Genomic DNA, 23045 nt, shown 5'->3' on the forward strand with positions numbered 1-23045 from the left:
TCGGCGGAGGGAGTCCATGGTGAGAGGTGCACCGGCGGTACACCCCTCGTTAGGGACTCCCCGACGCTCGCGGGCGGGGGTGGGGTGGGGGCATACCGACAGAGAGGCACCACCACCATGCGCGCAGTCGTCATGTACGCCCCGGGCGACGTCCGGGTCGACCAGACCGAGCGGCCGACGATCGTCGAGCCCACCGACGCGATCCTCAAGCTCGCGGCCACCTGCATCTGCGGGTCCGACCTCTGGCCCTACCGAGGGGCCGACGACGTGGACCACCAACCCATGGGCCACGAATACGTCGGTGTCGTCGAGCAGGTCGGCACAGACGTGGCGAACGTCAAGGTCGGTGACTTCGTCGTCGGATCGTTCTTCGCCTCCGACAACACCTGCGACATCTGCAAGGCCGGCTACCAGACGCACTGCGTGCACCGGCAGCCCGGCGCGCTCCCCGGCGCCCAGGCCGAGTACGCGCGGATCCCGCACGCCGACGGCACGCTCGTCGCCACTCCCGGGACGCCGGACCCCGACCTCATCCCGTCGCTCCTGGCCGCCTCCGACGTGCTGGGCACCGGTTGGTTCGCCGCCGTCGCGGCCGAGGTCGGCCCGGGCAAGACCGTTGTCGTCGTCGGGGACGGCGCGGTCGGCCTGCTCGGCGTCCTCGCCGCCAAGCAGCTCGGCGCCGAGCGGATCATCGCGATGTCGCGTCACGCCGACCGGCAGGCCCTCGCCCGCGAGTTCGGCGCCACCGACATCGTCGAGGAGCGCGGGGACGAGGGTGTGTCACGCATCAAGGAGCTCACCGGTGGCCTCGGCGCGCACAGCACGATCGAGGCCGTCGGCACCCAGGAGTCGATGATGCAGGCCATCCGCGCGACCCGGGCCGGCGGACACGTCGGCTACGTCGGCGTCTCCCACGACGTGTCGTTGCCCGGTCAGGAGCTCTTCTTCTCCGGCGTGCACCTGCACGGCGGGCCCGCCCCCGTGCGCCGCTTCCTGCCCGAGCTCATCCAGCTCATCTGGGACCGCGCCATCGACCCTGGCAAGGTCTTCGACCTGATCCTGCCCCTCGAGCAGGCCGCCGACGGCTACCAGGCCATGGACGAGCGGCGCGCCACCAAGGTCCTGCTCACCCTCTGACGAACAGGGTCAGGCCCACACCATCCCGCTGCGTGTGGGCCTGGCTCCGACCCGAAGGAAGTACCCCGTGCGATCAACCTCGGCCAGAGCCGTCCTGATCCTGACCGCGGCCGCCACCCTGCTCGCGTTGGGCCCGACAGCCTGCTCCGGCTCCGGCACGCGCGAGTCGGTCTCGACTCTCGAGAGCCAGCCCACATCCGCGGCGTCGTCGCGGCAGCAGACCCACCCGACCATGGCGACGACCCCCACAGCCACTCGCGACTGCACGGCCTCGCAGGATCCTCTCGGCGTGACTCCGGGGGCTCGTGCGACTGCGCGGCCGCGAGCGTTGCGGAAGGATGGGCGGGTTCCCGCAGCAGTCCCGGCGTGACGAGAGATGAGAGCCCATGCGGTCCGACATCGTGCCCGGCGGCGTCTTTCCCGACTACGAGCTCCCGGATCAGACGGGAGCCCGTCGCCGGCTGAGCGAGATCCAGGGCGAGGACCCGATGATCCTCACGCTCGCCCGCGGCCACTACTGCCCGAAGGAGCACCAGCAGCATCTCGACCTCGCCGCTATGCAGCCCAAGCTGGGGGTGGCGTACACGCGCATCGCCACCATCGCGACGGATGAGCGCCACACGCTCCAGGAGTTTCGCGCCTCGGTGGGCGCGCACTGGCCGTTCCTCTCCGACCCCGGCCGCATCGTGCAGCAGGATCTCGACATCCAGGAGTACACGGACCCGGCGAACGACCCGATGATCCCCCACACGCTCGTGCTGAAGCCGGGGCTTGTGGTCCACAGCGTCTACAACGGCTACTGGTTCTGGGGGCGTCCGTCGGTCGACGAGCTCTGGCGCGACCTGCGTGCCGCCACGAGCGAGGCCCGGCCGGACTGGGACCTCAGCAGCCCGGGACTACGCGAGGCGTGGGACGCGGGTGACGTCTCGAGCTTCCACGGCTGGGAGCGGTGGTCGCCCGAGCAGGTCCGGCAGGCCCGCGGCCTGAGCGATCCAGACCTGGCCGGCTGACGCGATGGCCACGCTCCTGTCGGTGAACGTCGGGATGCCCCAGGACGTCCCCTGGCGCGGCCGGACAGTGCACACCGGCGTCTGGAAGAGCGGGGTGCACGGCCCGCGGATGGTCCGCCGCCTCAACATCGACGGCGACGGGCAGGGCGACCTGGCCGGCCACGGCGGCGAGCAGCGCGCCGTCCTCGTCTACCAGATCGAGTCCTACCGCCACTGGCAGGAGGTCTTCGGGCGCGACGACCTCGAGCACGGCGCGTTCGGCGAGAACTTCACGGTCGACGGGCTCGGCGACGACGAGGTCTGCATCGGCGACCGCTATCGCATCGGCGAGGCGGAGTTCGAGGTCACGCAACCGCGCGTCACCTGTTTCCGCGTGGGGATGCGCCTGGGACAGCCGCAGCTCCCGTCCTTGCTCGTCGCCCACCACCGCCCGGGCTTCTACATGCGTGTGCTGACCGAGGGCCGTGTCCGCGCCGGCGACCCGATCGAACGCACCGGGCGCGGACCGCACGAGCTGACCGTGGCGGACGTCGACGCGCTGCTGTACCTGCCGGGGCACGACGCGAGGCGGCTCGAGACCGCGCTCGACATCCCGGCTCTGAGCCCCGGTTGGCGCCAGTCGTTCCGGAGCATGCTCGACGGCGGCGCCCAACCCGCCGGCGTCGCGGTCGCGACGAAGCCGTCGTGGCCGGGCTTCCGCACGCTGACCGTGACGGACGTCGTCGCCGAGTCCGCCACCGTGACGTCGTTCCGGCTGACGGCCGACGACGCCCTGCCCGCGTTCGAGGCCGGCCAGTTCGTCAGTGTGCGCGTGCGGGGGGCCGGCGACCCGGCGCCCGTGCGGACGTACTCGCTCTCGGGCGACCCGGGCGGCGGCGAGTACCGGATCAGCGTGAAGGCCGAGCCCGACGGCGGGATCAGCGGTCGCCTGCGTGCGCTCCTGCACCCCGGGGACCGGATCGAGGTCGCGGCGCCGCGCGGCGGCTTCGTGCTCGACGACGGCGACGGCCCGGTCGTGCTCGTCTCCGCGGGCATCGGGGTGACGCCCGTGCTCGCGATGCTGCACCGGCTCGCGAGCACGCGCAGCACGCGCGAGGTGTGGTGGATCCACACGGCCCACGACGAGCAGACGCAGGTCCTCGGCTCCGAGGCGGCCGACCTGGTGGCACACCTCCCGCGAGCTCGTTCGCTCGTCCTCTACACGACGCCGAGCCGCCCGCTGCCGGCGGGAGCCCGGGCTGGGCGGCTCACCGCGGCAGTGATCACCGGGCTCGAGCTTCCTATCGACGCGATCGCCTACGTCTGCGGTCCGGAGCCGTTCATGGACGACATCGTGGCCGCCGTCACCGCCGTCGGCCTCGACCCGAGCCGGGTCCGCACCGAGCAGTTCGGCTCGCGCTCCCCGATCAACCCCGGCGTCGTCGCGGCGGACGCGCCGCCGCCCCACCAGCCACCGGTTCCGCCGGGGACCGGCCCGGCCGTGACGTTCGCCCGTTCCGGGCTCTCGACCGGGTGGTCCGACAGGTACGACTCCGTGCTCGAGCTCGCCGAAGCCTGCGACGTCCCGACGCAGTGGTCGTGCCGCACGGGCGTGTGCCACACGTGCGTGACCGCCGTGCTGGCAGGCTCGGCGTCGTACGGGACCCCGCCGCTCGAGCCGCCCGGCGACGACGAGCTGCTCATCTGCTCGGCCCGGCCGACCACGGACCTCGTGATCGACCTCTGACGGATCTACCCGCGGAGGACCTGCTGGCCGCCGTCGACGTCGAACGTCGCCCCGGTCAGGGCCGTGTTCGCCATGACGTGGACCGCCAGCGCCGCGACGTCGTCGGGCCCGACGACGGAGCTCGAGCGCGAGGTTGGCCGCCAGCACTGGCAGGGCCGCGGTCAGGGCCGCGGTGATCGACAGACCCACGGCCGGCTGGCGCGCGCCCGTGCCGCCCATGAACAGCAGCGTCCCGCCCTGACGGATCCGGCCCACGGTGAAGCGGGCCACGCCGAGCATCACCATCGGGTGCTCGGCGAGGGCGCGGCGCGCGTCCTCGAGGTCCATGTCGAACAGCGGCGCGTAGAACGGCGTACCGGCGGTGACCATGACGTGGTCGATCGGGGCGGCGAGCCCGGCGAAGAAGCTCTCCAGGGCAGCGAGGTCGTTCGCGTCGAACGCGGCGGTGCTCCGCGCGCCGACCTCGTCGGCCGCACGGCGGAGCCGGTCGGGGTCGCGAGCCGTCAGCACCACGTCGGCGCCCTCGGACCGCGCCAGCCGTGCGGTCGCCAGCCCGATGCCCGCGCTCCCGCCGATCACGACGACCGTCTGGCCCGCCAGCGCGGGCTCACGCGCAGCCCGGCTCATCGGGCGATCTCGCCGCGCAGGGCCTTCAGCGCGGGGACGTAGATCTCCGAGAAGGTCGGGAAGGGCTGGATCGTGTCGGCCAGGACGTCGATCGGCACGTGGGCGCGTATGGCCAGCGTGGCCTGCTGCAGCCACTCGCCCGCCTCCGGTCCCAGCGCGTAGGCGCCGGTCAGCCGCTCGCCGTCGCTGACGAGCGTGAGGAACCCGTTGCTCTCGGCGTAGGCGCGCGTGTAGGTCGACGTCTTCGCCACGCCGGACACCGGGACGGTCGCCTGGTAGCGGTCGTCCGCGATGCCCACGGCCGCCGCCTGCGGGTCGGTGTACGTCACCCGCGGGACGGCCTCGTAGCTGGCGGCCCGTCGCTCCCCCAGGATGTTCGCCGCGACCACGTCGCCCTGGTACTTGCCGACGTGCGTCAGCGGCCAGAGCCCGGTCACGTCGCCGATCGCCCACAGGCCGTCGGTGACGCGCAGGCGCTCGTCGACGGGCACGCCCTTGTCGTCGGGCTCGATGCCGACGGTCTCGAGGCCGAGGTCGTGCACGCGCGGCCGGCGTCCCGTGGCGACGAGCAGCTTGTCGCCGCGCAGCTCGCGCCCGTCGTCGAGCTCGAGGACGTAGTCGTCCGCGTCGCGCCGCGCTCGGGCCACACCGGCCGACAGGACGAGCTCGACGCCCTCGCCGCGCAGCACCTCGCCGAGCGCCTCACCGAGCGGCGCGGGCTCCCGCCCGAGCACGTGCGCGGACCGGTCGACCAAGGCCACCTCGCCCCCGAGCCGGCGGACGACCTGTGCGATCTCCACCCCGACCGGTCCGCCGCCCATGATGAGCAGGCGACGCGGGACCGCCGTCATGGAGGTGGCCTCACGGCTGGTCCAGAGGCCGTCCAGCTCACGTAGTCCGGGCACCGGGGGAACGATCGGCGAGGCGCCGTTGGCGAGCACGACGTGGTCGGCCGTGTGCCGCACGCCGTCGACCTCCACGGCACCGGGTCCGGCGAGCCGTCCGTCCCCCCGCAGCAGGTCGATGCCGTTGTCCGCGAGCCACGTCACCTGACCGGCGTCGGAGTAGTCCGAGACCTGGAAGTTGCGCCAGGCGAACACGGCCTCGAGGTCGACCTCGGCCGTCGCAGCGGCCTCGCGAGCGGCGTGCACGGCCTCGCCCGGCCGCAGCAGGGTCTTCGACGGGATGCACGCCCAGTACGAGCACTCCCCGCCGACCAGCTCCCGCTCGACGACGGCGACGCGCAGCCCACCCTCGGCCAGGGCGCCTGCGCAGTGCTCACCGGGCGAACCCCCGCCGAGCACGATCACGTCGTAGTCGGCGGTCACGTCGGCAGCTCGTCGCCGGCGCGCTCGCGGACCATGTAGAGCGCGTACCAGTCGGGCCAGTCCGGGTCGTCCTGGCCCGTCCGCGCCTCGTGCTCGCCGTGGGCCGCGGCGGCGCGGCGCAGGGCGGCGGCGAGATCGCTCACGGACTCGTAGCTCGTGTCCATCGGGTCATCCCCCTCATCGACCGGGCAGGCGCGTCTTGATCTCCTGGAGCAGCCAGCCGTTGCCGTCCGGATCGTTGAACGCGACGAACGAGCCGTAGTCGGCGTGACCGGGTGCGGCGCCGTCGACCCGTCCCGCGGTGCCGGCGTGATGGAAGATGCCGGTCTCGTCGTGGAACGGCTCGCTCACCTCGACGCCCCGCCCGACCAGGTCGGCGCGCGCAGCGTCGATGTCGTAGACAGAGAGCTGCAGGCCCTCGAACGAGCCGGGCGCCGCCGCCGTCAGGCCCGTGCCGAAGATGATGGAGCACGCCGACCCCGGCGGCGTCAGCTGCACCACCCGGTAGCCCTCGTCGACCGCGAGGTCGGCGTCGAGCCGCCAGCCCAGCGACTCGTAGAAGCCCTTGGCGCGGTCGACGTCGGAAACCGGGATGACCACCACCTCGAGCCTCACCTGCCCCGGCTCCACCGGCGGGCTCGCGGCCGAGCTCGCACTGTTCATGTCGGTGCTGATCATCCCCTGCTCCTTCGCGTAGCTGTCTCCGCGAGAGAAACCCCCACGGCGACGTGGTCTGGTGCTCGTGTCACAACATGCTCTCGGCAACAGGCGTCGTCAAGAGTTCACCGCGCCCCTGTCGCCGGCGTCGGCGAGGGTGCATTGTGACGGGATGCCGTGGTTCCCGGAGTTCGTCTCCGCCGCCGAGCTGGCCCGCAAGCAGGCGCGCGAACAGGTGCATGCCGACCCGGTCGCGCAGTACCTGAGGGCTCTGGACACGGGCGACTCCCGCGACCTGGAGTACGTGTGGCCCGGCCACGTGGTGGTCCACGACCCGCGCGTCGGCGAGGTGCACGGCCACTCGCAGCTCCGGCAGTTCGTCAAGCGCAACACGGCCTGGCTCGCCGGCCACCACGCCCGCGTCGAGACCGTCGCCTCCACCACCGACGGGCGACGCGCCGTAGTGGAGCTGCTGGCCCGCGTCGACGACGACGAGGGGAACGCCACGGACTGGCCCGTCGCCGTCGTCGCCGAGTCTCCGGACGACCGGTCGGTCGTCTTCCGCACCTACTGCAGCCAGTGGCCGGTCGACGGCCGGCGGCACGTCCGGCCCCCCGTCCTGTCGGCGAGCCACGACGCCCTCGACGGCGTCGTCGGGCGCTTCCAGACGGCGCTGGCCGGTGCCGACCTCGACGCCGTCATGACGGCGTTCGCCGACGACGCGTACCTGCGCGAGTCCTTCGGTCCGCACGCGGCGCACCGCGGGAGCGAGCAGCTGCGTGCCTACTTCACGACGAGTTTCAGCGCGGGGGGCGGCATCGAGCTGCAGCCTTGCACCGTGACCGACGACGGTGCTCGGTCCGCGGTCGAGTACAACTGCGTCCGCTGGGGCGACGGGGAGTTCCCGCCCCAGGCAGGCGTGGCCGTCTACGAGCGGGATGCGGACGACCGGCTGACGGCGGTGCGCATCTATGACGACGTCGAGCCTCCGGTCGAGCGGTTCTCGCGTGCGGCTCAGCCGAGCTGACCTGGACTCGTACCGTGGCCAGGGCCTTCCCGACCTCCTCGGGAGCCCGACGCGGCTGCTCTTCGTCGGCATCAACCCCGGGCTGCGGGCCGTCGCGGTCCAGGCGCACTTCGGCGGAGGCGGGCTGCCGGGACTCTCGTTCAAGGACAACGTGTTCGGCCGGAACACGAGGGTCGCCGACTGCGCGATCATCGCGCCGGGCACCACGGCCCCGCTGCTCTCGCTGAGCAACAACGTGTACACCGACGGTGTGACGGTCACCGTCCACCGCGGCTGACGCACGCAGGACCGCACGGGCTTCACCGGCACCCGCATCGGTGCCCTGCCCCTCAGCAGACACACCTCACGTGACGGCACGAGCGTTCAACGCACGATCGACAGCACCTCGCAGGCCGCGGCCGCCAGAGCCGGGTCGCCGGCGACGGCGGCCCTCGCCAGCGCCTCGGACGGTTCGATGCCGCGCACGCACAAGCGCCACGCGGACTCCGGATCGAGCTCTACCGATGCTGCGGGCACGCCCTGGTACGGGACAGCCAGCGACCAGCCCGTCGTCGCGCGGGTCACGGTCCACGCCCAGGGGCCGACCCGGACCTGGACCTGCGTCCCGACGTCGGCCGTGGTCGAGCGCAGGGTGTGGGGCAACGCCCGCATGAACGTGTCGAGCACGAACGCCAGCCTGTGTGCGTCCGGGTCGGTGACCTGCCCGACCGCGTGGCGGATCTGCTGGCGGTGCGTCCAGAGCTCGGTGTACTCACGAGCCGTGTCCAGCCACATCGGCGCAGGATCGATCCCTGCCCAGGAGACACCGATCGACGGCCTGTCGAGATCGGCCGCCTCGAAGAACTCGACCGCCTGGCCACCGATGAGCTCGAGCGTGTCGATCAGCACACCTGGGCTGACCCGGGCGAACGCGGTCACCCACTGCTGGTTCATGCGGTCGATGTACCGCGGCAGGGGCTCGTCGGCAGCTGGCGCGGGGCCGTCGCGATACCCGTCGCGACCTCCGCTCAGCCGCCCGTAGCAGTCGCCGAGCAGGTGTGCGGTGACGTCGTGCACGGTCCACCCAGGAACAGCTGGTCGCTGCCAGTCCTGCGGACCCAGGGCGCGCAGAGTCCGCAGCAGCTCGGCGAGCTCGGGGGCGAAGAGTGGCCGTGCGTCGAGCCGCGGGCCAAGGTGCGCACCATCCATGGAGACCGACTATCGCAGGCCCGCGCCAGCCCTTTTGGCACGGGCACGGGCACGGGAGCCACCGCACAGCAGGAGCGCGGACAGCTGACCGGGTCAGGGCGCAGGGCGGCCCTCAGCCAGGTGGGCGAGTCGCTGGAGGGCCTCGGTGTTGCGACGAGTGAGCACCGCCGTGCGCAGCACCCGGGGCACCAGCAGGCCGGGTCCGCGCACGGCATCCTCGTCCATCCGCACCGAGCAGCCGCCCTTGTCGGGACGCACGTCGATTCGGACCCGCGCCTCTCCTGCCGGCCAGCCGCGGGCCTGCAGCTCGATGCCGCGGTCCGGACGCCACGCCCGCACGATCGTCTCGTCGTCGATCACCGCGGGCCACACACCGAACGAGTGGGCGATCACGGACCCGGGCGCCGGAAAGTCCGCGTCGACGGTGCGCAGCCGCGACGTCCCGACCACCCACGTGGCGTAGGTCCAGCCGTCGGCCAGCACGTCCAGGACGGCCTGCGACGAACAGCCCATCACCCTGGTGACCGTCGCCATCAGCTCGCCGGCTCCGCCGGGTCCAGGACGACCTTGATGCAGCCGTCCTCCTTGGCCTGGAACATCGCATAGGCCTCAGGAGCCTGCTCCAGCGGGAGCCGGTGCGTGCGCAGGTCGAGCACGCCGAGCGGGTCGTCGTCCCCCGAGACCAGGGGCAGGAGGTCGTCGACCCAGCGACGGACGTTCGCCTGCCCCATCCGCAGGGTCAGCTGGCGGTCGAAGAGGTCCATCATGGGCATGGGGTCCACCGCACCGCCGTAGACGCCGGAGATCGACACCGTGCCGCCGCGCCGCGCCAGCCGGATGGCCGTCTGCAAGGCGGCCAGGCGGTCGATCCCGGCCTTCTCGATCATCGGTCGCGCCAGGACGTCCGGCAGGAGGCCGGCGACCTTCTGGGCGCCTGTCGCTGCGGGCGACCCGTGCGCCTCCATCCCGACGGCGTCGATCGTGGCGTCGGCACCGCGCCCGTCCGTGAGGTCGCGCACGGCGGACTCGAGGTCGTCGACCTCCGTCACGTCGAGCACGTCGATGCCGTGCCGGCGGGCCATGGCCAGACGTTCCGGAACGAGGTCCAGGCCGATCACCCGCCCGACTCCGCGGTGCGCAGCGATGCGCGCCGCCATCTGCCCGATCGGCCCCAGCCCCACGACGACCACCGAGCCGCCCGGCCGCACCTGCGCGTACTCGACCGCCTGCCACGCGGTCGGCAGGACGTCCGAGAGGTACAGGTAGCGCTCGTCGGGCGAGCCGTCGTCCGGAATGACCACGGGTCCGAACTGTGCCTGCGGGACCCGCAGGTACTGCGCCTGCCCGCCCGGGACCTGGCCGTACAGCTTGGTGTACCCGAAGAGGGCGGCACCCTTGTCCTGGTCGCGCACCTGCGTCGTCTCGCACTGCGAGGTGAGGCCGTGCGTGCACATCCAGCAGGTCCCGCACGCGATCCCGAACGGCACGACGACCCGGTCGCCGGGCTTGAGCCGTGACGCCTGTGGCCCGACCTCCTCGACGACGCCCATCGTCTCGTGCCCGAGGATGTCGCCCTTGTCGAGGTACATCCCGAGCACGCTGTACAGGTGCAGGTCCGATCCGCAGATCGCGGTCGACGTGACCCGCACGATCGCGTCGGTCGGCTCCTCGATACGGGGGTCGGGGACGGTCTCGACCCGGACGTCCTCGCGTCCTTGCCAGGTGAGTGCTCGCACGTCGGTCCTCCTGGTCGTCAGGCCGGCGACGTCTCTGCACCTGACACGCATCGTGCGCTCCCCCGTCGGCCATCGCGACTCGAGCCGGGACCGCACGCCGCTCGGCGCCGTCGGAAGGTCCGGACCGGCGTACCTCAGGCGAGCGCGTCGATCCGGGCCATCTCCGAGGCTGTGAGCTCGAACCCGAGCACGTCGAGGTTGGCGGCGATCCGGTCCCGGTCGGTCGACTTGGGGATCACGACCACCTCGTGCTGCAGATGCCAGCGGATCACCACCTGGGCGGGCGTGACGTCGTGCGCACTGGCCGCCTCGGCCAGGGCCGGAGCCCGCAGGTCGGAGCGCTTCAGCGGGCTGTAGCCCTCGACGACGATCCCCCGCTCGCGGTGCGCGGCGAGCAGCTCCGGGTCATGGTCCGCCGGGCTGTACGGGATCTGGTTCACGGCGGGCGTCTCGCCGGTCGCGTCGATCAGCTCGTCGATCTGCGCGATGGAGTAGTTCGAGACGCCGATCGAGCGGACCAGTCCCTCGTCCCGGGCTGCGCGGAACGCGTCCCACGTCCGCGGCGCCGCAGCACCGCCGGGCGGCCAGTGGATGAGCCAGAGGTCCAGGTGGTCGAGATGGAGCGCGGCCAGCGACTCCATGAGCGTCCGCCGTTCGCGCCCGACGCGTTCGGGCGGGAGCTTGCTGGTGACGAAGACGTCGTCGCGCTCGATGCCGACCGTCGCGAGCGCGCGTCCCACCTCGGCCTCGTTGCGGTACATGGTGGCGGTGTCGATGTGGCGGTAGCCCAGCTGCAGAGCGGCGCTGACGGCCCGCTCGGCCGCGCCACCGCCCGCCTGCCAGGTACCGAGACCGACGACGGGGATCGCCCCGCCCGGCAGAGCGAGGGTGGGCACGTGGACGTGGATCACCGATCCAGGATGCGTGGCGTTCCACCGGCGCGCGAGCGAACCCGCGAAGGATCTGCGGCCGGTTGCGCCGGCCGGTCGGCCGGATACCGTGAAATCCCGGTCGAGCAGCGGGCCGGCACCGGGGCTCGGCACAACGCGCGGGCCGCTGTGCGAGCTCACGACGGACGGCACCGGAGCGCATCGATGACCGCAGGACAGCAACGCGACGAGAACAGGCCACCCGAACCGCTGGTCGAGGAGCGCGGTGACGGCCCGTCGCCCACCATCGCCCAGGCCGGAGACGACGTGGCGGAGCTGGTGGTCGGTGACCGGCGCGCGCACGCCGACCCCGATGACGACCGGCCGATCACCGACGAACCGGCTGACGCGCCGTGAGGGCGCCCGATCGGACCCGCAGCGGTGCCCGGGAGCTGATCCTCGTCCGCCACGGTGAGAGCGTCGGCAACGTCGCGGCGACACGCGCTGAGCGGGCAGGGCACGAGGAGCTCGAGCTCGAGACCCGGGACGCGGACACCCCGCTGTCGTCGCTCGGCGAGCAGCAGGCAGCGGCGTTCGGGGCCTGGCTCGCCGAGCAGGCCGCGGACTCCGGCCCCGAGGTGGTCTGGTGCTCGCCGTACGTGCGGGCCGTGCAGACCGCGACGATCGCGCTGCGGGCTGCCGGCTCCGACCTGTCCCTGCGTCAGGACGAGCGCCTGCGCGATCGCGAGCTGGGCATCCTCGATCGACTCACGGCGACCGGTGTGGACGCCCGGTTCCCGGCGGAGAGCGCACGGCGACGGCAGCTCGGCAAGTTCTACTACCGGCCACCGGGCGGGGAGTCCTGGGCGGACCTCGTGCTCCGGGTTCGGGCGTTCCTGGGGGACCTGGCCCGGATCGAGGACGGGCGCCGTGTGCTCGTGGTGGCCCACGACGCGGTGATCATGTGCATCCGCTACGCATGCGAGGGCCTGTCCGAGCGAGAGGTGCTCGATCTCGCTCGCCACGCCCCGGTGCGCAACGCCGCCGTCACTCGCCTCGTCCGTGGAGCGGGCGGCTGGGAGGCACGCGAGGAGAACGAGGACGAGCACCTGGTCCGGCAGGACACGCCCGTCACCCAGCACGCCGGAGACCGCGATGCCCTCCCACATTGAGCCGCTCACGGTGGCGGTGCTGCGCGACTGGCCGCTGCCCGCGCCAGGTGGCTCCAAGTACTCCCGGGGGGAGGTCGTGGTCGTCGGCGGTGCTCGGTCCGCGCCCGGTGCGGCCCTGCTGGCGGGCAGGTCCGCACTCCGGGCGGGAGCCGGTCGACTGACGGTCGCCGTGGCACGGACGGTCGCCGTCCAGCTGGCGGTCGCACTCCCCGAGGCGGGCGTCCACGGTCTTCCCGAGACGGAGTCCGGCGCCCCGGACGGCACCGGGACGGAGATCCTCGACGAGGATCTCGCCGCGGCGGATGCCGTGCTCGTCGGGCCCGGGCTCGACGACGCCGACCGGACGGTCGACCTCTTGCGTGCGATCACCCCCAGGATCGGCAAGACGACTCCCGTGCTGGTGGACGCCTACGCCCTCGGCGTCCTGCCCCGGGTCACCGAGGTGGCCGAGTCCCTTGCCGGCCGCCTCGTGCTCACGCCCAACCAGACCGAGGCGGCGATCCTGCTCGGGGTCGACGACGTCACGGACGACGCTCCCCGACGTATCGCGGAGAAGTACGGCGCCGTCGTGTCCTGCCGGGGCACCGTCGCCGCAGCGGACGGGCGCTCGTGGCAGATGACGACGGGGTCGCCCGGGCTGGCCACCTCGGGCAGCGGGGACGTCCTCGCCGGCATCCTCGTCGGCCTGCTGGCCCGGGGCGCCGACGCCGACCAGGCGGCATGCTGGGCCACGCACCTGCATGCCGCCGCCGGCGATCGGCTGGCCGTCCGCGTCGGCCGGGTCGGATACCTGGCCGGCGAGCTCGTCGACGAGGTCCCGGGTCTTCTGACCGAGCTGTCTGCCTAGGTCTCGTCAGCGAGGCCGGCGAGGTGACGACGCCGTCACAGCTGCGCAGCCCTCGCAGGCGCGATCGACGATGCCTAGGCTTGCGGGCGGGTCGAGAACGTGGCCGCCCGTCGCTCCCGAGGCCGTGACGATGACAGATTCCCCGACCCAGACCCCCACCGTCGACCTGCCCGACCCCACGCAGGGGCGCGGTCCCCGCCGCGTGCTCGTCACCGGCGCGGACTCGGGCATCGGCAAGGCGATCGCGGTGACGCTCGCCGACGAGGCCGACCATGTCGCGACCACCTGGCACGGCGACGAGGACGGGGCGCGCCGGACCGCGGACGAGATCGCGGCGCACGGCGCCACCGCGCACGTGCTGCACCTCGATCTCACGGACCCGACGCGCGCGCCGACCGCGGTCGACGCCGCAGTCACCGCCATGGGGGGCCTCGACGCCGTCGTGCTCAACGCCGGCACGGGTACGGCTACACCGTTGCTCGACGTCACCTGGCAGCAGTGGCGCGACGTCGTGGCCGTCGACCTGGACGGCGCCTTCCTGTGCCTGCAGCGCAGCGCCCGGCACATGGTCGACCAGGGCACGGGTGGACGGATCGTCGCCATCACGAGCGTCCACGAGCACGCGCCGCGCGTCGGCAGTGCTCCCTACTGCGCGGCCAAGGGCGGCCTGGGCCTGCTCGTGAAGGTTGCCGCCCTCGAGCTCGCCGAGCACGGGATCACCGTGAACGCCGTCGCACCCGGCGAGATAGCGACACCGATGACCGGCCAGGAGGACGAGTCGGTCCTGGAGGGCAAGGCACGCCCGGGCATCCCCCTCGGGCGTCCGGGTGACGCACGCGAGATCGCCGCGGTCGTGCGGCTCCTGTGCCGGCCCGACGGCGGCTACGTCACGGGCGCATCATGGGCCGTTGACGGCGGCATGCTCACGATGGGCCCGATGGCGGGCTCGCACCTGCGATCCGACGACTGGCGCCACGCCTGACGGCTGCGCCTCACGCCTGGATCAGGGGACCGTGCGCGTCCGGGTCAGCCGGGTCCTCCGTCGCCGGCGGCGAGTCGGCGGGCTCCCTGTCCGGCAGCCCGTCGAGCGCGTCGGGCAGTTCCGGGACGTCCGTCCGGTCGGGTGTGTTCTCGCTCATCATCGACCTCCTCATTCTTCGTGCACGGCTCCCGCGCATACGGCTCCCACAGACCTCCGCCGTCCGGACCGATGGCCGAGCGTCGCCCCGGGCGGGGCTCGCTAGTGCGCTCGCAGCAGCGACCGAGCCTTCGTCGCCGACGACTCGACCACGTGGAGGCCGCGCGATCCGAGCGTCGGACCCTCCTGATGACGCTCGACCCTGAGCGCGAGCCGCCGGGCGATGGTCGCGACGAGGGGAAGGAGGACGACGACGACGAGCAGCAGGCGTACCCGCCGAAGGAGCAGAAACCACATGGGTGCCTCCAGTGATCCGGTGAACCACCGACGCGCCCTGTTCGACGTCGACCTCCATGGTCGGTCGGCGAGCGCATGCTCGCACCCCGGCGCTGCCGGTATCAGTCCTCGCAGACGGCAGCGAGCGCGGTAGGGGCGCGCAGGTCCGGCTCGTCCGCACAGGACGTCCCTCGCCTCGTCGGCGGCGCTCTCGCAGTCCGCGCCGCGCCCCCACCGATCGCTCTGCTATGCGGTGGCGTCCGCCGCCGCGGTGATCTCGGCTGCCTCGCTGCCGTGCTGGACCGTGATCCGGCGCGGCTTGGCTTCCTCCGCGACCGGGATGCTGAGCGTCAGGACACCGTCGGCGTACGTGGCGGAGATGTCGTCCAGAGCCAGGCCGCGGCCTACCGTCAGCTGCCTCGCGTAGGTTCCGACGGCGCGCTCCTTGGCCAGCCACTGCACGCCCTCGTCCGGCCTCGCGGTGCGCTGCGCCCTGATCGTCAGGGTCCGGTCCTCGACGTTCACGTCGATGGTCCCGGGGTCGGCGCCCGGAAGGTCCATGTGGAGGACGTAGTGGTCGCCGGCTCGGTACAGGTCCATCGGCATCGTCGCCGAGGACCGCTCGGCGGTGACCAGCTGGCCGAAGATCCGGTCGAGCTCCTGGAACGGGTCGAATCGCGTAGCCATGATCCTCACCTCCCTCTCGGTGGGCGTCGGACGGTCCGGCGCCCGGATGCTCTCCGGCCTCGGCCGGAGCGGCTACAGCAGAAGAATTAGCACTCGGCCACCGCGAGTGCCAGCGGAGATCGGTCACTGTTCGCGCTCGGCGAACCTCCGCGCCCAGACCGACCTCGGCGCGCGCACGACGAGCACGGCGGCGAGCACGCTGCCCAGGACTCCTGCGGCCAGGTCCCCCATCGTGTCCTCGTATCCCACCTGGATCCGGCCGTCGAGATACGTGTGCCCGAACCACTCCCCCAGCTCCCAGAGGATGGCGAGCGCGGCGCCTGCGCCCACGACCAGCACGGACGTGCCGAGACGGCCCAAGATCCCGGCCTCGGGGCCCCGGCGCGCCACCAGCAGCCACGCCACGATCGCCAGGAGCCCGGTCGCCGCCGCGTGCACGACGACGTCCAGCCAGCTCACCGCCACGTACCAGTCGAGCTGAGCCGCCCAGGCGGCGAAGAGCAGGGTGCTGCAGCACGCGACGTCCAGCGCGTCCGGCGCGCCGAGCACCCGCGGCAGGATCGTCCCGCCGAGGACGAGGAGGAACAGAGCCGCGCCGACGAGGCCCCACTGCGTCGCTGCGACCAGCAGGCTCGAGGCGGCGAGACCTCGCACGACGTCCCCGACGACCAGCCGAGAACGTCGGGCTGGGGCACGGGAGCGACCCATTCGCGTCCTTCGGCTCGGATGTGGCGTGCAGGATGGGCAGCTTTCGGACCCGCCGGCACGTCGGCAGGGCACAGGCGGCGTCACCTCCTCGTGCGGGCAGCTCCGAGGCGCGAACAACCACTGGTCCGGCGGCTCGACGGACCGTCCGGGACCCTGCCAGGGTCGGGGACCGGGCTGCTCATGGTGTCTTCCGTGCAGGAGCAGGTGACATGGCACCGACGAGAGGTCGACGGTCGACGCGGCCGCGCCGTCGGCTCCAGCGCCTCCAGGGTGCCTCGTCGGGCCAGTGCGTCAGGACGGATCGCACGCCTCTACGCCAGCGCAGCATTAGTCCTCGGGCGGATCGTAGGGGTCGCGCCGAGATGCCGACGCGTAACGACCGGTCGTACCGGACGACGCTCAGGTCACCGAGGTGGTAGCTCAGGTCGATGTCGTCGTGAAGGTGCGTTCCGTTGTGGACCTCGTCTCGCACGGTGAGCCAGAGCGAGCGTCGGAAGGCGACGTTCGAGCCGAACAGCGCCGGGTGCCCGAGCGTCACCCGCATGATGGCGAAGTACGCGCGCATGTAGAGCACGTCGCCGACGCACCGTGCCAGCCAGGGAGCGCCGTAGAACGTGCCTGGCCCCGTCACGGCGCCCAGCTCGTCGCTCTCGACGAACGAGAGGGCGATCCGGTCGATCCAGTCCACCGGCAGGAGGCTGTCGGCGTCGCATCGGGCGACGACCTCGCCGCGGGCGGCGTCGTACCCGGTCGACGCCGCGTACCCGATCCCCGTCCGGCGCTCGGCGATGACCGTCGCGCCGTGCGCACGAGCCACCAGGACTGTGTGGTCGGAGCTCCCGTTGTCCACCACGATCACCTCGTGCGGCATCATCCGCTGCGCCGCGAGCGTCTCCAGGCATCGCTCGAGCATCTCCGCGTCGTCGAGTGCTGGGATGACGACGGAGACCGTCACGGGCTGCTGAACACCGTCACCGGACACCAAGGGTTCCCGTCTGTGGCAGGAGCACCGGGCTCTCGATGCACGGCCGATCGTCGGATGGATGGCGCGACTCGGCAATCCGAGCGGGCACATCGGTCCAGACGCACGCTCGCTCGATGCTGACCGGCCGCAGCCGGTGGCGCGCGATCACGCGGGGAAGTACCTACGCTCGTGCCAGGTCAAGGAGCGGCCGTCGAGACCGGCGGGCTTGCCACGCCGGAGAACGAGAGGCCGGCCCATGCCCCAGCGACATCCAGGTCCCAGCGCCGGGAACGGTTGCGGGCCGTCCATGACCACGCTCGACCTCGTCCACACCCCGCGGTCCCGTTGAGCACGACCATGCGGCCGGCGGCGCCGGCAGGCGTCGGCCCGGTGGGCGTTCGCATCGGGTCCGGCCCGGCCCGGCCCCTCTCGGGACTCCCCGGCAGCGTCGACGAGGCCTTGCGGGACGTCCCGGACTGGCCCGACGACCTGCTGCCCGGGCACGGCGACACGATGCGACTGTGGGAGCTGCTGGCGTCGCTCGCGGCCTCGGACCTGGCCGTGGCCCGCGCGGTCGAGCCGCACCTCGACGCGCGAGCGATCCTGGACCAGGCCCAGCCCGCCGAGATCACCAGCGGCCCGCTGGGGACGTGGGGCGTGTTCGCCGCCCAGACGCCCACCCAGCGGTTGCGCGCGACGCGAGCACCGGGCGAGCCGTGGCGGCTCCATGGGGTCAAGCCCTGGTGCTCGCTCGCGGACCGGCTGGACGGCGCGCTCGTCACCGCGCAGCTGCCCGGCGAGGCCGACGACCACGGCTTGTTCGTCGTGGACCTGCGCGACCCGGGTCTCACCGTCATGAGCGACGCGTGGGTGTCACGTGGACTGCGCGAGATCCCGAGCACCGCCGTCCAGTTCTCCGACGTGCGTGCGGAGTTCGTCCGCGACAGCGACTGGTACGTGCGACGACCGGGCTTCTGGTGGGGTGGGATCGGCGTCGCCGCGTGCTGGTACGGAGGGGCGGTCGGCATCGCCCGACGAGTCCTGAACGAGGTGCGCCGACGGCCCGACGACCGCCTGCTCGCCATGCACGTCGGCCAGATCGACGAACGGCTCGCGGCGGCGCGCTACGCCCTCGCCCACGCCGCACGCGCCGTCGATGCCTCCGGGCGCGCGACCGACGGCGGACGCGCGATGGCTTCCGACAGCGAACGGGAGGCCGGTCGGCTGCTGGCCCGCCGCGTGCGCGCGGTCGTCGCGCGGGCCTGCGAGGACGTCCTGCAGAGCTCGGCTCACGCCCTGGGCCCGGCACCGCTGACGCAGGAGGAGGACCACGCCAAGCGCGTGGTGGACCTGCAGGTGTACGTCCGACAGCACCACGCCGAGCGCGACGACGCGTCACTGGGCGTGGCGTTGGCAGCGTCGTCGGACGAGCCATGGTGACGTTCGACGGACGCGCGCCCGGCACGTCGGCGGACGACTGGTCGACGGACTGCCGGCTCGCGGACCTCGACCCGATCACCCTGCCCGGACGTGGCCGCGTGGTCGTCGTGGCGGCACACCCGGACGACGAGACGTTGGGCGCGGGTGGCCTGATCGCCGAGCTCGCCGCGGCCGGGCGTCCCCCGCAGATCGTCGTCGCGACCGACGGGAGCGCCTCTCACCCGGGTTCGGCGACCCTGCCGCCGGACAGGCTCGCCGCGCTCCGGGCAGACGAGGTCCGGCGGGCCGTCGCACTCCTGTCGCCCGACTCGCCGGTGACGCTTCTCGGCCATCGGGACGGCAGCGTCCTGGAGGAGCGTGAGCCCATCGCCGCCGAGCTGGCCGAGATCTGCGGCGCCTCCGTCGCGACCCTGGTGGCGCCGTGGCGGGGCGATGGCCACCGGGACCACCGGGTGCTGGGTGAGATCTGCGCCGAGCTCGCCGCCCAGACCAGCGCACTGCTGCTCGAGTACCCGATCTGGCTCTGGCACTGGGCGACGCCGGCGGACCCGGACGTGCCGTGGTCGCACATGCGGGCGCTGCCGCTGTCCGACCGCGCGATCGTGCTGAAGAACCGGGCGGTCCGCGCGCACGTCACGCAGGTCCGCGCGGCGTCGCCGGCAGCTGCGGACGAGGCCCCGCTGCACCCCAAGTTCCTTCGCGCGTTCGACCGGGACGTCGAGGTCTTCGTCACCGCCGGGGAGCCGTCGAACGATCTGCCCTCGGCGTTCTTCGACGCGAGCTACGCCCGCCGCGGCGACCCGTGGTACCTGGCGACGCGGTGGTACGAGCGCCGAAAGCGGGCAGCAACGCTCGCCGCGATCCCCGACGACGAGCTCGGGAGCGTCCTCGAGATCGGGTGCTCGATCGGCACGCTCACCGTCGAGCTCGCTCGGCGCTGCGACCGGCTGGTGGCGACAGACGTCTCGTCGGCAGCGTTGGCACAGGCGAAGGAACGACTCGGCCACCTGTCGAACGTCGACCTCGTCCAGCACGACATGGCGGAGGGTGTCCCGGGTGGTCCCTACGACCTGATCGTCCTCTCAGAGGTCGGGTACTACCTGACCGCGGCGCATCTGCGGCGACTGGCGTCCGAGCTGACGGGCGCGCTCACCGAGACCGGCACCCTGGTGGCGTGCCACTGGCGACACCCCGTGGCGGAGTACCCGCTGGGCGGCGACGCGGTGCACCACGTCCTGCGCCGCTCGATCGATGCGCGACGGCTCCTGGTGCACGTCGAGGACGACTTCGTCCTCGAGGCGTGGAGCCGCGATCCGCGCTCGGTCGCGAGCCGGGCGGGGCTGGCATGACGGCGCCGATCGAGCACGTGGTCGTCGTCGTGCCTGCGCGCAACGAGGAGGACCTCATCGCCCGCTGCCTGCAGTCGGTGACCCAGGCGGCTGCGGCGACCGTCGGTCCCAGCGTGCACGTCGTCGTCGTGCTCGACGACTGCGACGACGCGACCGAGGCGATCGCCGTCCGGTTCCCCGTGGACGTGCAGACGATCGCCTCGCGGTCGGTCGGTGCCGCCCGGGCGTTCGGGGTGTCCCACGGGCTGTCGGCTGCACGCTCGGACCTGGCCCGCACGTGGATCGCCAGCACGGACGCCGACTCGCAGGTGCCCACCCACTGGTTGACCCGGCAGCTCGCGCACGCCGACCTGGGCGCCGACGTGGTCGTCGGCACGGTGCGCCCTGATCCTCGCGACCTGGACGAGCAGCAGCTCGCGAGGTGGGCCGCGACACGCGTCCCCGGTCGGCCGAACGGTCACGTGCACGGGGCGAACCTGGGCGTCCGGGCGGACGCCTACGTCCGCGCAGGTGGGTTCGACCACGAGCCGGAGCACGAGGACGTCCACCTCGTGCAGCGGATCGCGTCGACCGGGTCGGCGGTCCTCGTCGCCTGCGACGACGGGGACGTGCTCACGTCCGGCCGCACGACGGGACGCACGCCGGGCGGCTACGCCCGGTACCTGCGCTCGGCCCTGTCGGGCTGACCTCTCCCGACCGGCGGACGCCGTCGTCCGTCTATACGCTCGGACGGCAGCAAGCTCGAGCAGCAGGGCTGGCACGCCGAGCAAGGGGTGAACGATGAGCATCAACGACGACGACATCACGACCGAGCAGCCGTCCGAGGGCGAAGGACCTGCCGACGGCGGGGCGAACCCCACAGGCCACGACGGTGGAGCGGACGGCTCGGCGGGCGAGGGCCCGGCGGACGGCGGCGCCAACCCGAGCGGGCACGACGGCGGAGCCGACGGCTCGGCGGGCGAGGGTCCCGCGGACGGCGGGGCCAACGCCGAGGGCCACGACGGCGGCGCCGACGGCTCGGCGTAGTGGTCGGGCTCACGACCGGCCCAGGCTCGGTCCTGGGCCGGTGTCTCGGCATCCCCACCGAGCAGTTCGCGCGCGAGTTCTGGGCGCAGGCGCCGCTGCTCTCGCGCGCTGACACGCTCGGGGACGGCGGCTTCAAGGACCTCTTCTCGGTCGACGCGGTGGACGAGCTCGTCGCCCGCCGGGGGGTCCGGACGCCGTTCGTGCGGCTCGCTCACGAAGGCACGGTCCTGCCTCCGGGCCGGTTCACCGCGCCCGGCGGCTACGGTGCCGAGGTCGGCGACCAGATCTCGTCCGACAAGGTCCTGACCGAGTTCGGCGCGGGAGCGACCATCGTGCTCCAGGGCCTGCACCGCCTGTGGCCGCCCCTGATCGACTTCACACGACGGCTCGTCGCGGAGATCGGCCATCCGGCCCAGGTCAACGCCTACGTCACGCCGCCCTCGTCGCAGGGCTTCGACCCGCACTACGACACGCACGACGTGTTCGTCCTGCAGGTCGCCGGGGAGAAGCACTGGACCATCCACGCGCCCGTCCACCCTGACCCGCTCGCGGACCAGCCGTGGACCGAGCACCGCGACGAGGTCGCACTCGCCGCGCAGGGCGCTCCGGTGATCGACGAGGTCCTGCGGCCGGGCGACGCCCTCTACCTGCCGCGCGGATGGATCCACTCGGCGAAGGCGCTGGGCGACACCTCCGTGCACCTGACGGTCGGCATGTCGGCCTATACCCGCGCCGACGTCGTCGATGCACTGGTCAGCACGATCGGGGACAGCGCCGGCCTGCGGTCCTCGCTGCCACTCGGCGTGGACGTCAGCGACCCCGAGCAGCTGCGCCCGCTCGTCGACGAGGTCGCCGACCTGCTCGTCGACGCGCTCACCGGCAGCGCCGACGACTCTCCAGCCCTCGTCGCCGACCGGCTGGGCGCGCGATTCCGACGCGACACCCGGCCGGAGCCTGTCGGGCCTGTCGGCACGCTCGCCCGGGCTGCATCGATGACTGCGACGACACGAGTCCGGCTCCGCGAGGCGCTCGATCCGGAGCTGCGCACGGTCGGCGGCCGAGTCAGGCTGGCAGCCCGAGGCAAGGTGGTGACGCTGCCCGCGGAGGCGGAGCCCGCGCTACGTCGGATCCTGACGGGCGAACCGGTCGCGGTGGGTGCGCTCCCTGGGCTCGACCCGGCCAGCGGCGTGGTCGTCGGCCGACGCCTGCTGCGCGAGGGGTACGTGGTGACCGCGGAGTGAGCGACTGGGCACCGTGCAGCGACCGTGCCCGCGAACGCGTCGATCCGCTCGCCGGCACGGCGTCCCGGGGGGACACGTGGTTCCTGGTCGAGAGCCCGGCCGGCTGGGGAGCCCACGCGTTCCTGGACCCGCCGTACGACGTGCGCCTCGGCCGCGAGCTCGTTCGACGGGTGGAAGACGCCGGCGTCCGTCCGCTCGCGATCCGTCGGGTCGACCGGCGACGGGCCCCCTCCACCGTGCGCTGGGCCTGGGTCGACTCCCGGCCCGGGACGGAGACCGTCGTCTGGGGCGAGGTCGACCACCCCGGCGAGCTCCTCGAGGTGCCTCTCGACGGCTCGAGCGGGAGGTCGTCCGACGAGCCCGTCTTCGCGGTGTGCACGCACGGTCGCCATGACCAGTGCTGCGCCGTCCGGGGCAGGCCCGTCGCGCGGCGGCTCGCCGAGCGCTACCCCGAGCAGACCTGGGAGTGCTCCCACCTGGGCGGCGACCGGTTCGCGGGCACCATGGTCGTGCTGCCGCACGGGCTGCACTACGGGCGGGTGGACGACGCAGACGCCGTGGACGTCGCCGACGCCTACCTGGACGCCCGGGTCGTGCCGGCTCTGCTGCGCGGCCGCAGCTGCTTCTCGCACGCCGTCCAGTCGGCCCAGGACGCCGCTCGGCGACTGCTGGGAGACCTGCGCATCGACGCGTTCCCCCCGGTGCTGGAGGAGCGTCGCGGGGACGGTTGGTACGTCGAGCTGGCGACCGCGGACGGCCTCGTCGCCGTGACGTTGGCGCAGGTCACGTCAGATCCGCTCCTCTCGACGTGCCGTGCCACCCGCGCGGTCTCGGTGCCCGGCCTCGTCGCCGTCGACGTCCGTGTCCGACGACCGTGACCGGCGTAGCGTTC

General features: G+C 72.9%; 27 protein-coding genes and 1 pseudogene. 15 read left to right on the top strand and 13 right to left on the bottom strand.

Annotation, left to right across the window (positions count from 1 at the left end):
* Positions 1 to 117: 117 nt before the first annotated feature.
* The 3 genes from AC1DUE_RS08855 (at position 118) to AC1DUE_RS08865 (ending at position 3873) form a co-directional block, all read left to right on the top strand.
* Positions 118 to 1137 carry a zinc-dependent alcohol dehydrogenase family protein gene (locus AC1DUE_RS08855; RefSeq protein ID WP_477039036.1) on the top strand — a complete coding sequence of 340 codons (1020 nt, stop codon included), beginning with the start codon at positions 118 to 120 and terminating at the stop codon, positions 1135 to 1137.
* Positions 1138 to 1523: 386 nt separating this feature from the next.
* Positions 1524 to 2147, top strand: a complete 624-nt coding sequence (locus AC1DUE_RS08860; protein WP_477039037.1) for a redoxin domain-containing protein — start codon at positions 1524 to 1526, stop codon at positions 2145 to 2147.
* Positions 2148 to 2151: 4 nt separating this feature from the next.
* Positions 2152 to 3873: an MOSC domain-containing protein gene (locus tag AC1DUE_RS08865; RefSeq protein WP_477039038.1), complete on the top strand. Its 1722-nt coding sequence runs from the start codon at positions 2152 to 2154 to the stop codon at positions 3871 to 3873.
* 165 nt (positions 3874 to 4038) lie between these two features.
* Here AC1DUE_RS08865 and AC1DUE_RS08870 read toward each other — a convergent pair.
* From AC1DUE_RS08870 to AC1DUE_RS08885, 4 genes and pseudogenes are all read right to left on the bottom strand, one after another.
* Positions 4039 to 4500: pseudogene (locus AC1DUE_RS08870) on the bottom strand (SDR family NAD(P)-dependent oxidoreductase); the annotation flags it as partial.
* Positions 4497 to 5828: a dihydrolipoyl dehydrogenase family protein gene (locus AC1DUE_RS08875; RefSeq protein ID WP_477039039.1), complete on the bottom strand. Its 1332-nt coding sequence runs from the start codon at positions 5826 to 5828 to the stop codon at positions 4497 to 4499. The gene AC1DUE_RS08875 and the pseudogene AC1DUE_RS08870, both read right to left, overlap by 4 nt.
* Positions 5825 to 5992 (bottom strand): hypothetical protein, encoded by a 168-nt coding sequence (locus AC1DUE_RS08880; RefSeq protein WP_477039040.1) that lies wholly within the window; start codon positions 5990 to 5992, stop codon positions 5825 to 5827. The genes AC1DUE_RS08875 and AC1DUE_RS08880 overlap by 4 nt, the downstream gene beginning before the upstream one ends.
* A 13-nt stretch (positions 5993 to 6005) precedes the next feature.
* Positions 6006 to 6506 (bottom strand): VOC family protein, encoded by a 501-nt coding sequence (locus tag AC1DUE_RS08885; protein WP_477039041.1) that lies wholly within the window; start codon positions 6504 to 6506, stop codon positions 6006 to 6008.
* Between the two features lie 151 nt (positions 6507 to 6657).
* Between AC1DUE_RS08885 and AC1DUE_RS08890 the strand changes: the two genes are divergently transcribed.
* Together AC1DUE_RS08890 and AC1DUE_RS08895 are read left to right on the top strand one after the other, a co-directional pair.
* Positions 6658 to 7512 (top strand): nuclear transport factor 2 family protein, encoded by an 855-nt coding sequence (locus tag AC1DUE_RS08890; RefSeq protein ID WP_477039042.1) that lies wholly within the window; start codon positions 6658 to 6660, stop codon positions 7510 to 7512.
* Positions 7493 to 7789 carry a hypothetical protein gene (locus AC1DUE_RS08895; protein WP_477039043.1) on the top strand — a complete coding sequence of 99 codons (297 nt, stop codon included), beginning with the start codon at positions 7493 to 7495 and terminating at the stop codon, positions 7787 to 7789. The genes AC1DUE_RS08890 and AC1DUE_RS08895 overlap by 20 nt, the downstream gene beginning before the upstream one ends.
* Positions 7790 to 7875: 86 nt before the next feature.
* Here the strand turns inward: AC1DUE_RS08895 and AC1DUE_RS08900 are convergent, their stop codons facing one another.
* The 4 genes from AC1DUE_RS08900 to AC1DUE_RS08915 all read right to left on the bottom strand — a co-directional run bounded on the left by AC1DUE_RS08900 (position 7876) and on the right by AC1DUE_RS08915 (position 11347).
* Entirely contained in the window at positions 7876 to 8700 is an 825-nt protein-coding gene (locus AC1DUE_RS08900; RefSeq protein ID WP_477039044.1) for a maleylpyruvate isomerase family mycothiol-dependent enzyme, read from the bottom strand.
* Between the two features lie 93 nt (positions 8701 to 8793).
* Entirely contained in the window at positions 8794 to 9234 is a 441-nt protein-coding gene (locus AC1DUE_RS08905) for an SRPBCC family protein (RefSeq protein WP_477039045.1), read from the bottom strand.
* Positions 9234 to 10436: a zinc-dependent alcohol dehydrogenase gene (locus AC1DUE_RS08910; RefSeq protein WP_477039046.1), complete on the bottom strand. Its 1203-nt coding sequence runs from the start codon at positions 10434 to 10436 to the stop codon at positions 9234 to 9236. Before AC1DUE_RS08910 ends, AC1DUE_RS08905 begins: the two co-directional genes overlap by 1 nt.
* 134 nt (positions 10437 to 10570) lie before the next feature.
* Positions 10571 to 11347: an aldo/keto reductase gene (locus AC1DUE_RS08915; RefSeq protein WP_477039047.1), complete on the bottom strand. Its 777-nt coding sequence runs from the start codon at positions 11345 to 11347 to the stop codon at positions 10571 to 10573.
* Here AC1DUE_RS08915 and AC1DUE_RS08920 point away from each other — a divergent pair.
* The 4 genes from AC1DUE_RS08920 (at position 11333) to AC1DUE_RS08935 (ending at position 14306) form a co-directional block, all read left to right on the top strand.
* Positions 11333 to 11722, top strand: a complete 390-nt coding sequence (locus AC1DUE_RS08920) for a hypothetical protein (protein ID WP_477039048.1) — start codon at positions 11333 to 11335, stop codon at positions 11720 to 11722. The genes AC1DUE_RS08915 and AC1DUE_RS08920 overlap by 15 nt on opposite strands.
* Positions 11719 to 12477 carry a histidine phosphatase family protein gene (locus tag AC1DUE_RS08925; protein WP_477039049.1) on the top strand — a complete coding sequence of 253 codons (759 nt, stop codon included), beginning with the start codon at positions 11719 to 11721 and terminating at the stop codon, positions 12475 to 12477. The genes AC1DUE_RS08920 and AC1DUE_RS08925 overlap by 4 nt, the downstream gene beginning before the upstream one ends.
* Positions 12461 to 13324, top strand: a complete 864-nt coding sequence (locus AC1DUE_RS08930) for an NAD(P)H-hydrate dehydratase (protein ID WP_477039050.1) — start codon at positions 12461 to 12463, stop codon at positions 13322 to 13324. Before AC1DUE_RS08925 ends, AC1DUE_RS08930 begins: the two co-directional genes overlap by 17 nt.
* A gap of 130 nt (positions 13325 to 13454) precedes the next feature.
* Complete coding sequence (locus tag AC1DUE_RS08935; RefSeq protein ID WP_477039051.1) at positions 13455 to 14306, top strand: SDR family oxidoreductase; 852 nt, start codon at positions 13455 to 13457, stop codon at positions 14304 to 14306.
* Positions 14307 to 14316: 10 nt separating this feature from the next.
* Here AC1DUE_RS08935 and AC1DUE_RS08940 read toward each other — a convergent pair whose 3' ends face one another.
* The 5 genes from AC1DUE_RS08940 to AC1DUE_RS08960 all read right to left on the bottom strand — a co-directional run bounded on the left by AC1DUE_RS08940 (position 14317) and on the right by AC1DUE_RS08960 (position 17088).
* Positions 14317 to 14463, bottom strand: a complete 147-nt coding sequence (locus AC1DUE_RS08940; RefSeq protein ID WP_477039052.1) for a hypothetical protein — start codon at positions 14461 to 14463, stop codon at positions 14317 to 14319.
* Between the two features lie 101 nt (positions 14464 to 14564).
* On the bottom strand, positions 14565 to 14759 hold the full coding sequence (locus AC1DUE_RS08945; RefSeq protein WP_477039053.1) for a hypothetical protein: 195 nt from the start codon (positions 14757 to 14759) through the stop codon (positions 14565 to 14567).
* A 225-nt stretch (positions 14760 to 14984) separates the two neighbouring features.
* Entirely contained in the window at positions 14985 to 15425 is a 441-nt protein-coding gene (locus tag AC1DUE_RS08950) for an Hsp20/alpha crystallin family protein (RefSeq protein ID WP_477039054.1), read from the bottom strand.
* 123 nt (positions 15426 to 15548) lie between these two features.
* On the bottom strand, positions 15549 to 16079 hold the full coding sequence (locus tag AC1DUE_RS08955; protein WP_477039055.1) for a DUF2238 domain-containing protein: 531 nt from the start codon (positions 16077 to 16079) through the stop codon (positions 15549 to 15551).
* A 232-nt stretch (positions 16080 to 16311) separates the two neighbouring features.
* Positions 16312 to 17088, bottom strand: coding sequence for a glycosyltransferase family 2 protein (locus AC1DUE_RS08960; protein ID WP_477039056.1), 777 nt, complete (start codon positions 17086 to 17088; stop codon positions 16312 to 16314).
* 399 nt (positions 17089 to 17487) lie between these two features.
* Between AC1DUE_RS08960 and AC1DUE_RS08965 the strand changes: the two genes are divergently transcribed.
* The 6 genes from AC1DUE_RS08965 to AC1DUE_RS08990 all read left to right on the top strand — a co-directional run bounded on the left by AC1DUE_RS08965 (position 17488) and on the right by AC1DUE_RS08990 (position 23031).
* Positions 17488 to 18537 carry an acyl-CoA dehydrogenase family protein gene (locus tag AC1DUE_RS08965; RefSeq protein ID WP_477039057.1) on the top strand — a complete coding sequence of 350 codons (1050 nt, stop codon included), beginning with the start codon at positions 17488 to 17490 and terminating at the stop codon, positions 18535 to 18537.
* Positions 18531 to 19886, top strand: a complete 1356-nt coding sequence (locus AC1DUE_RS08970; protein ID WP_477039058.1) for a PIG-L family deacetylase — start codon at positions 18531 to 18533, stop codon at positions 19884 to 19886. Before AC1DUE_RS08965 ends, AC1DUE_RS08970 begins: the two co-directional genes overlap by 7 nt.
* Complete coding sequence (locus tag AC1DUE_RS08975; protein ID WP_477039059.1) at positions 19883 to 20572, top strand: glycosyltransferase family 2 protein; 690 nt, start codon at positions 19883 to 19885, stop codon at positions 20570 to 20572. Before AC1DUE_RS08970 ends, AC1DUE_RS08975 begins: the two co-directional genes overlap by 4 nt.
* Positions 20573 to 20666: 94 nt before the next feature.
* On the top strand, positions 20667 to 20912 hold the full coding sequence (locus tag AC1DUE_RS08980) for a BatC protein (protein WP_477039060.1): 246 nt from the start codon (positions 20667 to 20669) through the stop codon (positions 20910 to 20912).
* Positions 20912 to 22153: a cupin domain-containing protein gene (locus tag AC1DUE_RS08985; RefSeq protein WP_477039061.1), complete on the top strand. Its 1242-nt coding sequence runs from the start codon at positions 20912 to 20914 to the stop codon at positions 22151 to 22153. The genes AC1DUE_RS08980 and AC1DUE_RS08985 overlap by 1 nt, the downstream gene beginning before the upstream one ends.
* A complete protein-coding gene (locus tag AC1DUE_RS08990) occupies positions 22150 to 23031 on the top strand; it encodes a sucrase ferredoxin (protein ID WP_477039062.1) in 882 nt (293 codons plus the stop codon). Before AC1DUE_RS08985 ends, AC1DUE_RS08990 begins: the two co-directional genes overlap by 4 nt.
* The last annotated feature ends 14 nt before the right edge of the window (positions 23032 to 23045 follow it).

The sequence above is a fragment of the Cellulomonas sp. P4_A2 genome, from assembly GCF_056402515.1.

Bases quoted from the DNA above. Each gene is read 5' to 3' on its own strand.
- AC1DUE_RS08855 (WP_477039036.1), top strand. From the start codon at position 118: ATGCGCGCAGTCGTCATGTACGCCCCGGGCGACGTCCGGGTCGACCAG.
- AC1DUE_RS08860 (WP_477039037.1), top strand. From the start codon at position 1,524: ATGCGGTCCGACATCGTGCCCGGCGGCGTCTTTCCCGACTACGAGCTC.
- AC1DUE_RS08865 (WP_477039038.1), top strand. From the start codon at position 2,152: ATGGCCACGCTCCTGTCGGTGAACGTCGGGATGCCCCAGGACGTCCCC.
- AC1DUE_RS08880 (WP_477039040.1), bottom strand. From the start codon at position 5,992: ATGGACACGAGCTACGAGTCCGTGAGCGATCTCGCCGCCGCCCTGCGC.
- AC1DUE_RS08885 (WP_477039041.1), bottom strand. From the start codon at position 6,506: ATGATCAGCACCGACATGAACAGTGCGAGCTCGGCCGCGAGCCCGCCG.
- AC1DUE_RS08890 (WP_477039042.1), top strand. From the start codon at position 6,658: ATGCCGTGGTTCCCGGAGTTCGTCTCCGCCGCCGAGCTGGCCCGCAAG.
- AC1DUE_RS08900 (WP_477039044.1), bottom strand. From the start codon at position 8,700: ATGGATGGTGCGCACCTTGGCCCGCGGCTCGACGCACGGCCACTCTTC.
- AC1DUE_RS08905 (WP_477039045.1), bottom strand. From the start codon at position 9,234: ATGGCGACGGTCACCAGGGTGATGGGCTGTTCGTCGCAGGCCGTCCTG.
- AC1DUE_RS08930 (WP_477039050.1), top strand. From the start codon at position 12,461: ATGCCCTCCCACATTGAGCCGCTCACGGTGGCGGTGCTGCGCGACTGG.
- AC1DUE_RS08935 (WP_477039051.1), top strand. From the start codon at position 13,455: ATGACAGATTCCCCGACCCAGACCCCCACCGTCGACCTGCCCGACCCC.
- AC1DUE_RS08940 (WP_477039052.1), bottom strand. From the start codon at position 14,463: ATGAGCGAGAACACACCCGACCGGACGGACGTCCCGGAACTGCCCGAC.
- AC1DUE_RS08945 (WP_477039053.1), bottom strand. From the start codon at position 14,759: ATGTGGTTTCTGCTCCTTCGGCGGGTACGCCTGCTGCTCGTCGTCGTC.
- AC1DUE_RS08950 (WP_477039054.1), bottom strand. From the start codon at position 15,425: ATGGCTACGCGATTCGACCCGTTCCAGGAGCTCGACCGGATCTTCGGC.
- AC1DUE_RS08970 (WP_477039058.1), top strand. From the start codon at position 18,531: ATGGTGACGTTCGACGGACGCGCGCCCGGCACGTCGGCGGACGACTGG.
- AC1DUE_RS08975 (WP_477039059.1), top strand. From the start codon at position 19,883: ATGACGGCGCCGATCGAGCACGTGGTCGTCGTCGTGCCTGCGCGCAAC.
- AC1DUE_RS08980 (WP_477039060.1), top strand. From the start codon at position 20,667: ATGAGCATCAACGACGACGACATCACGACCGAGCAGCCGTCCGAGGGC.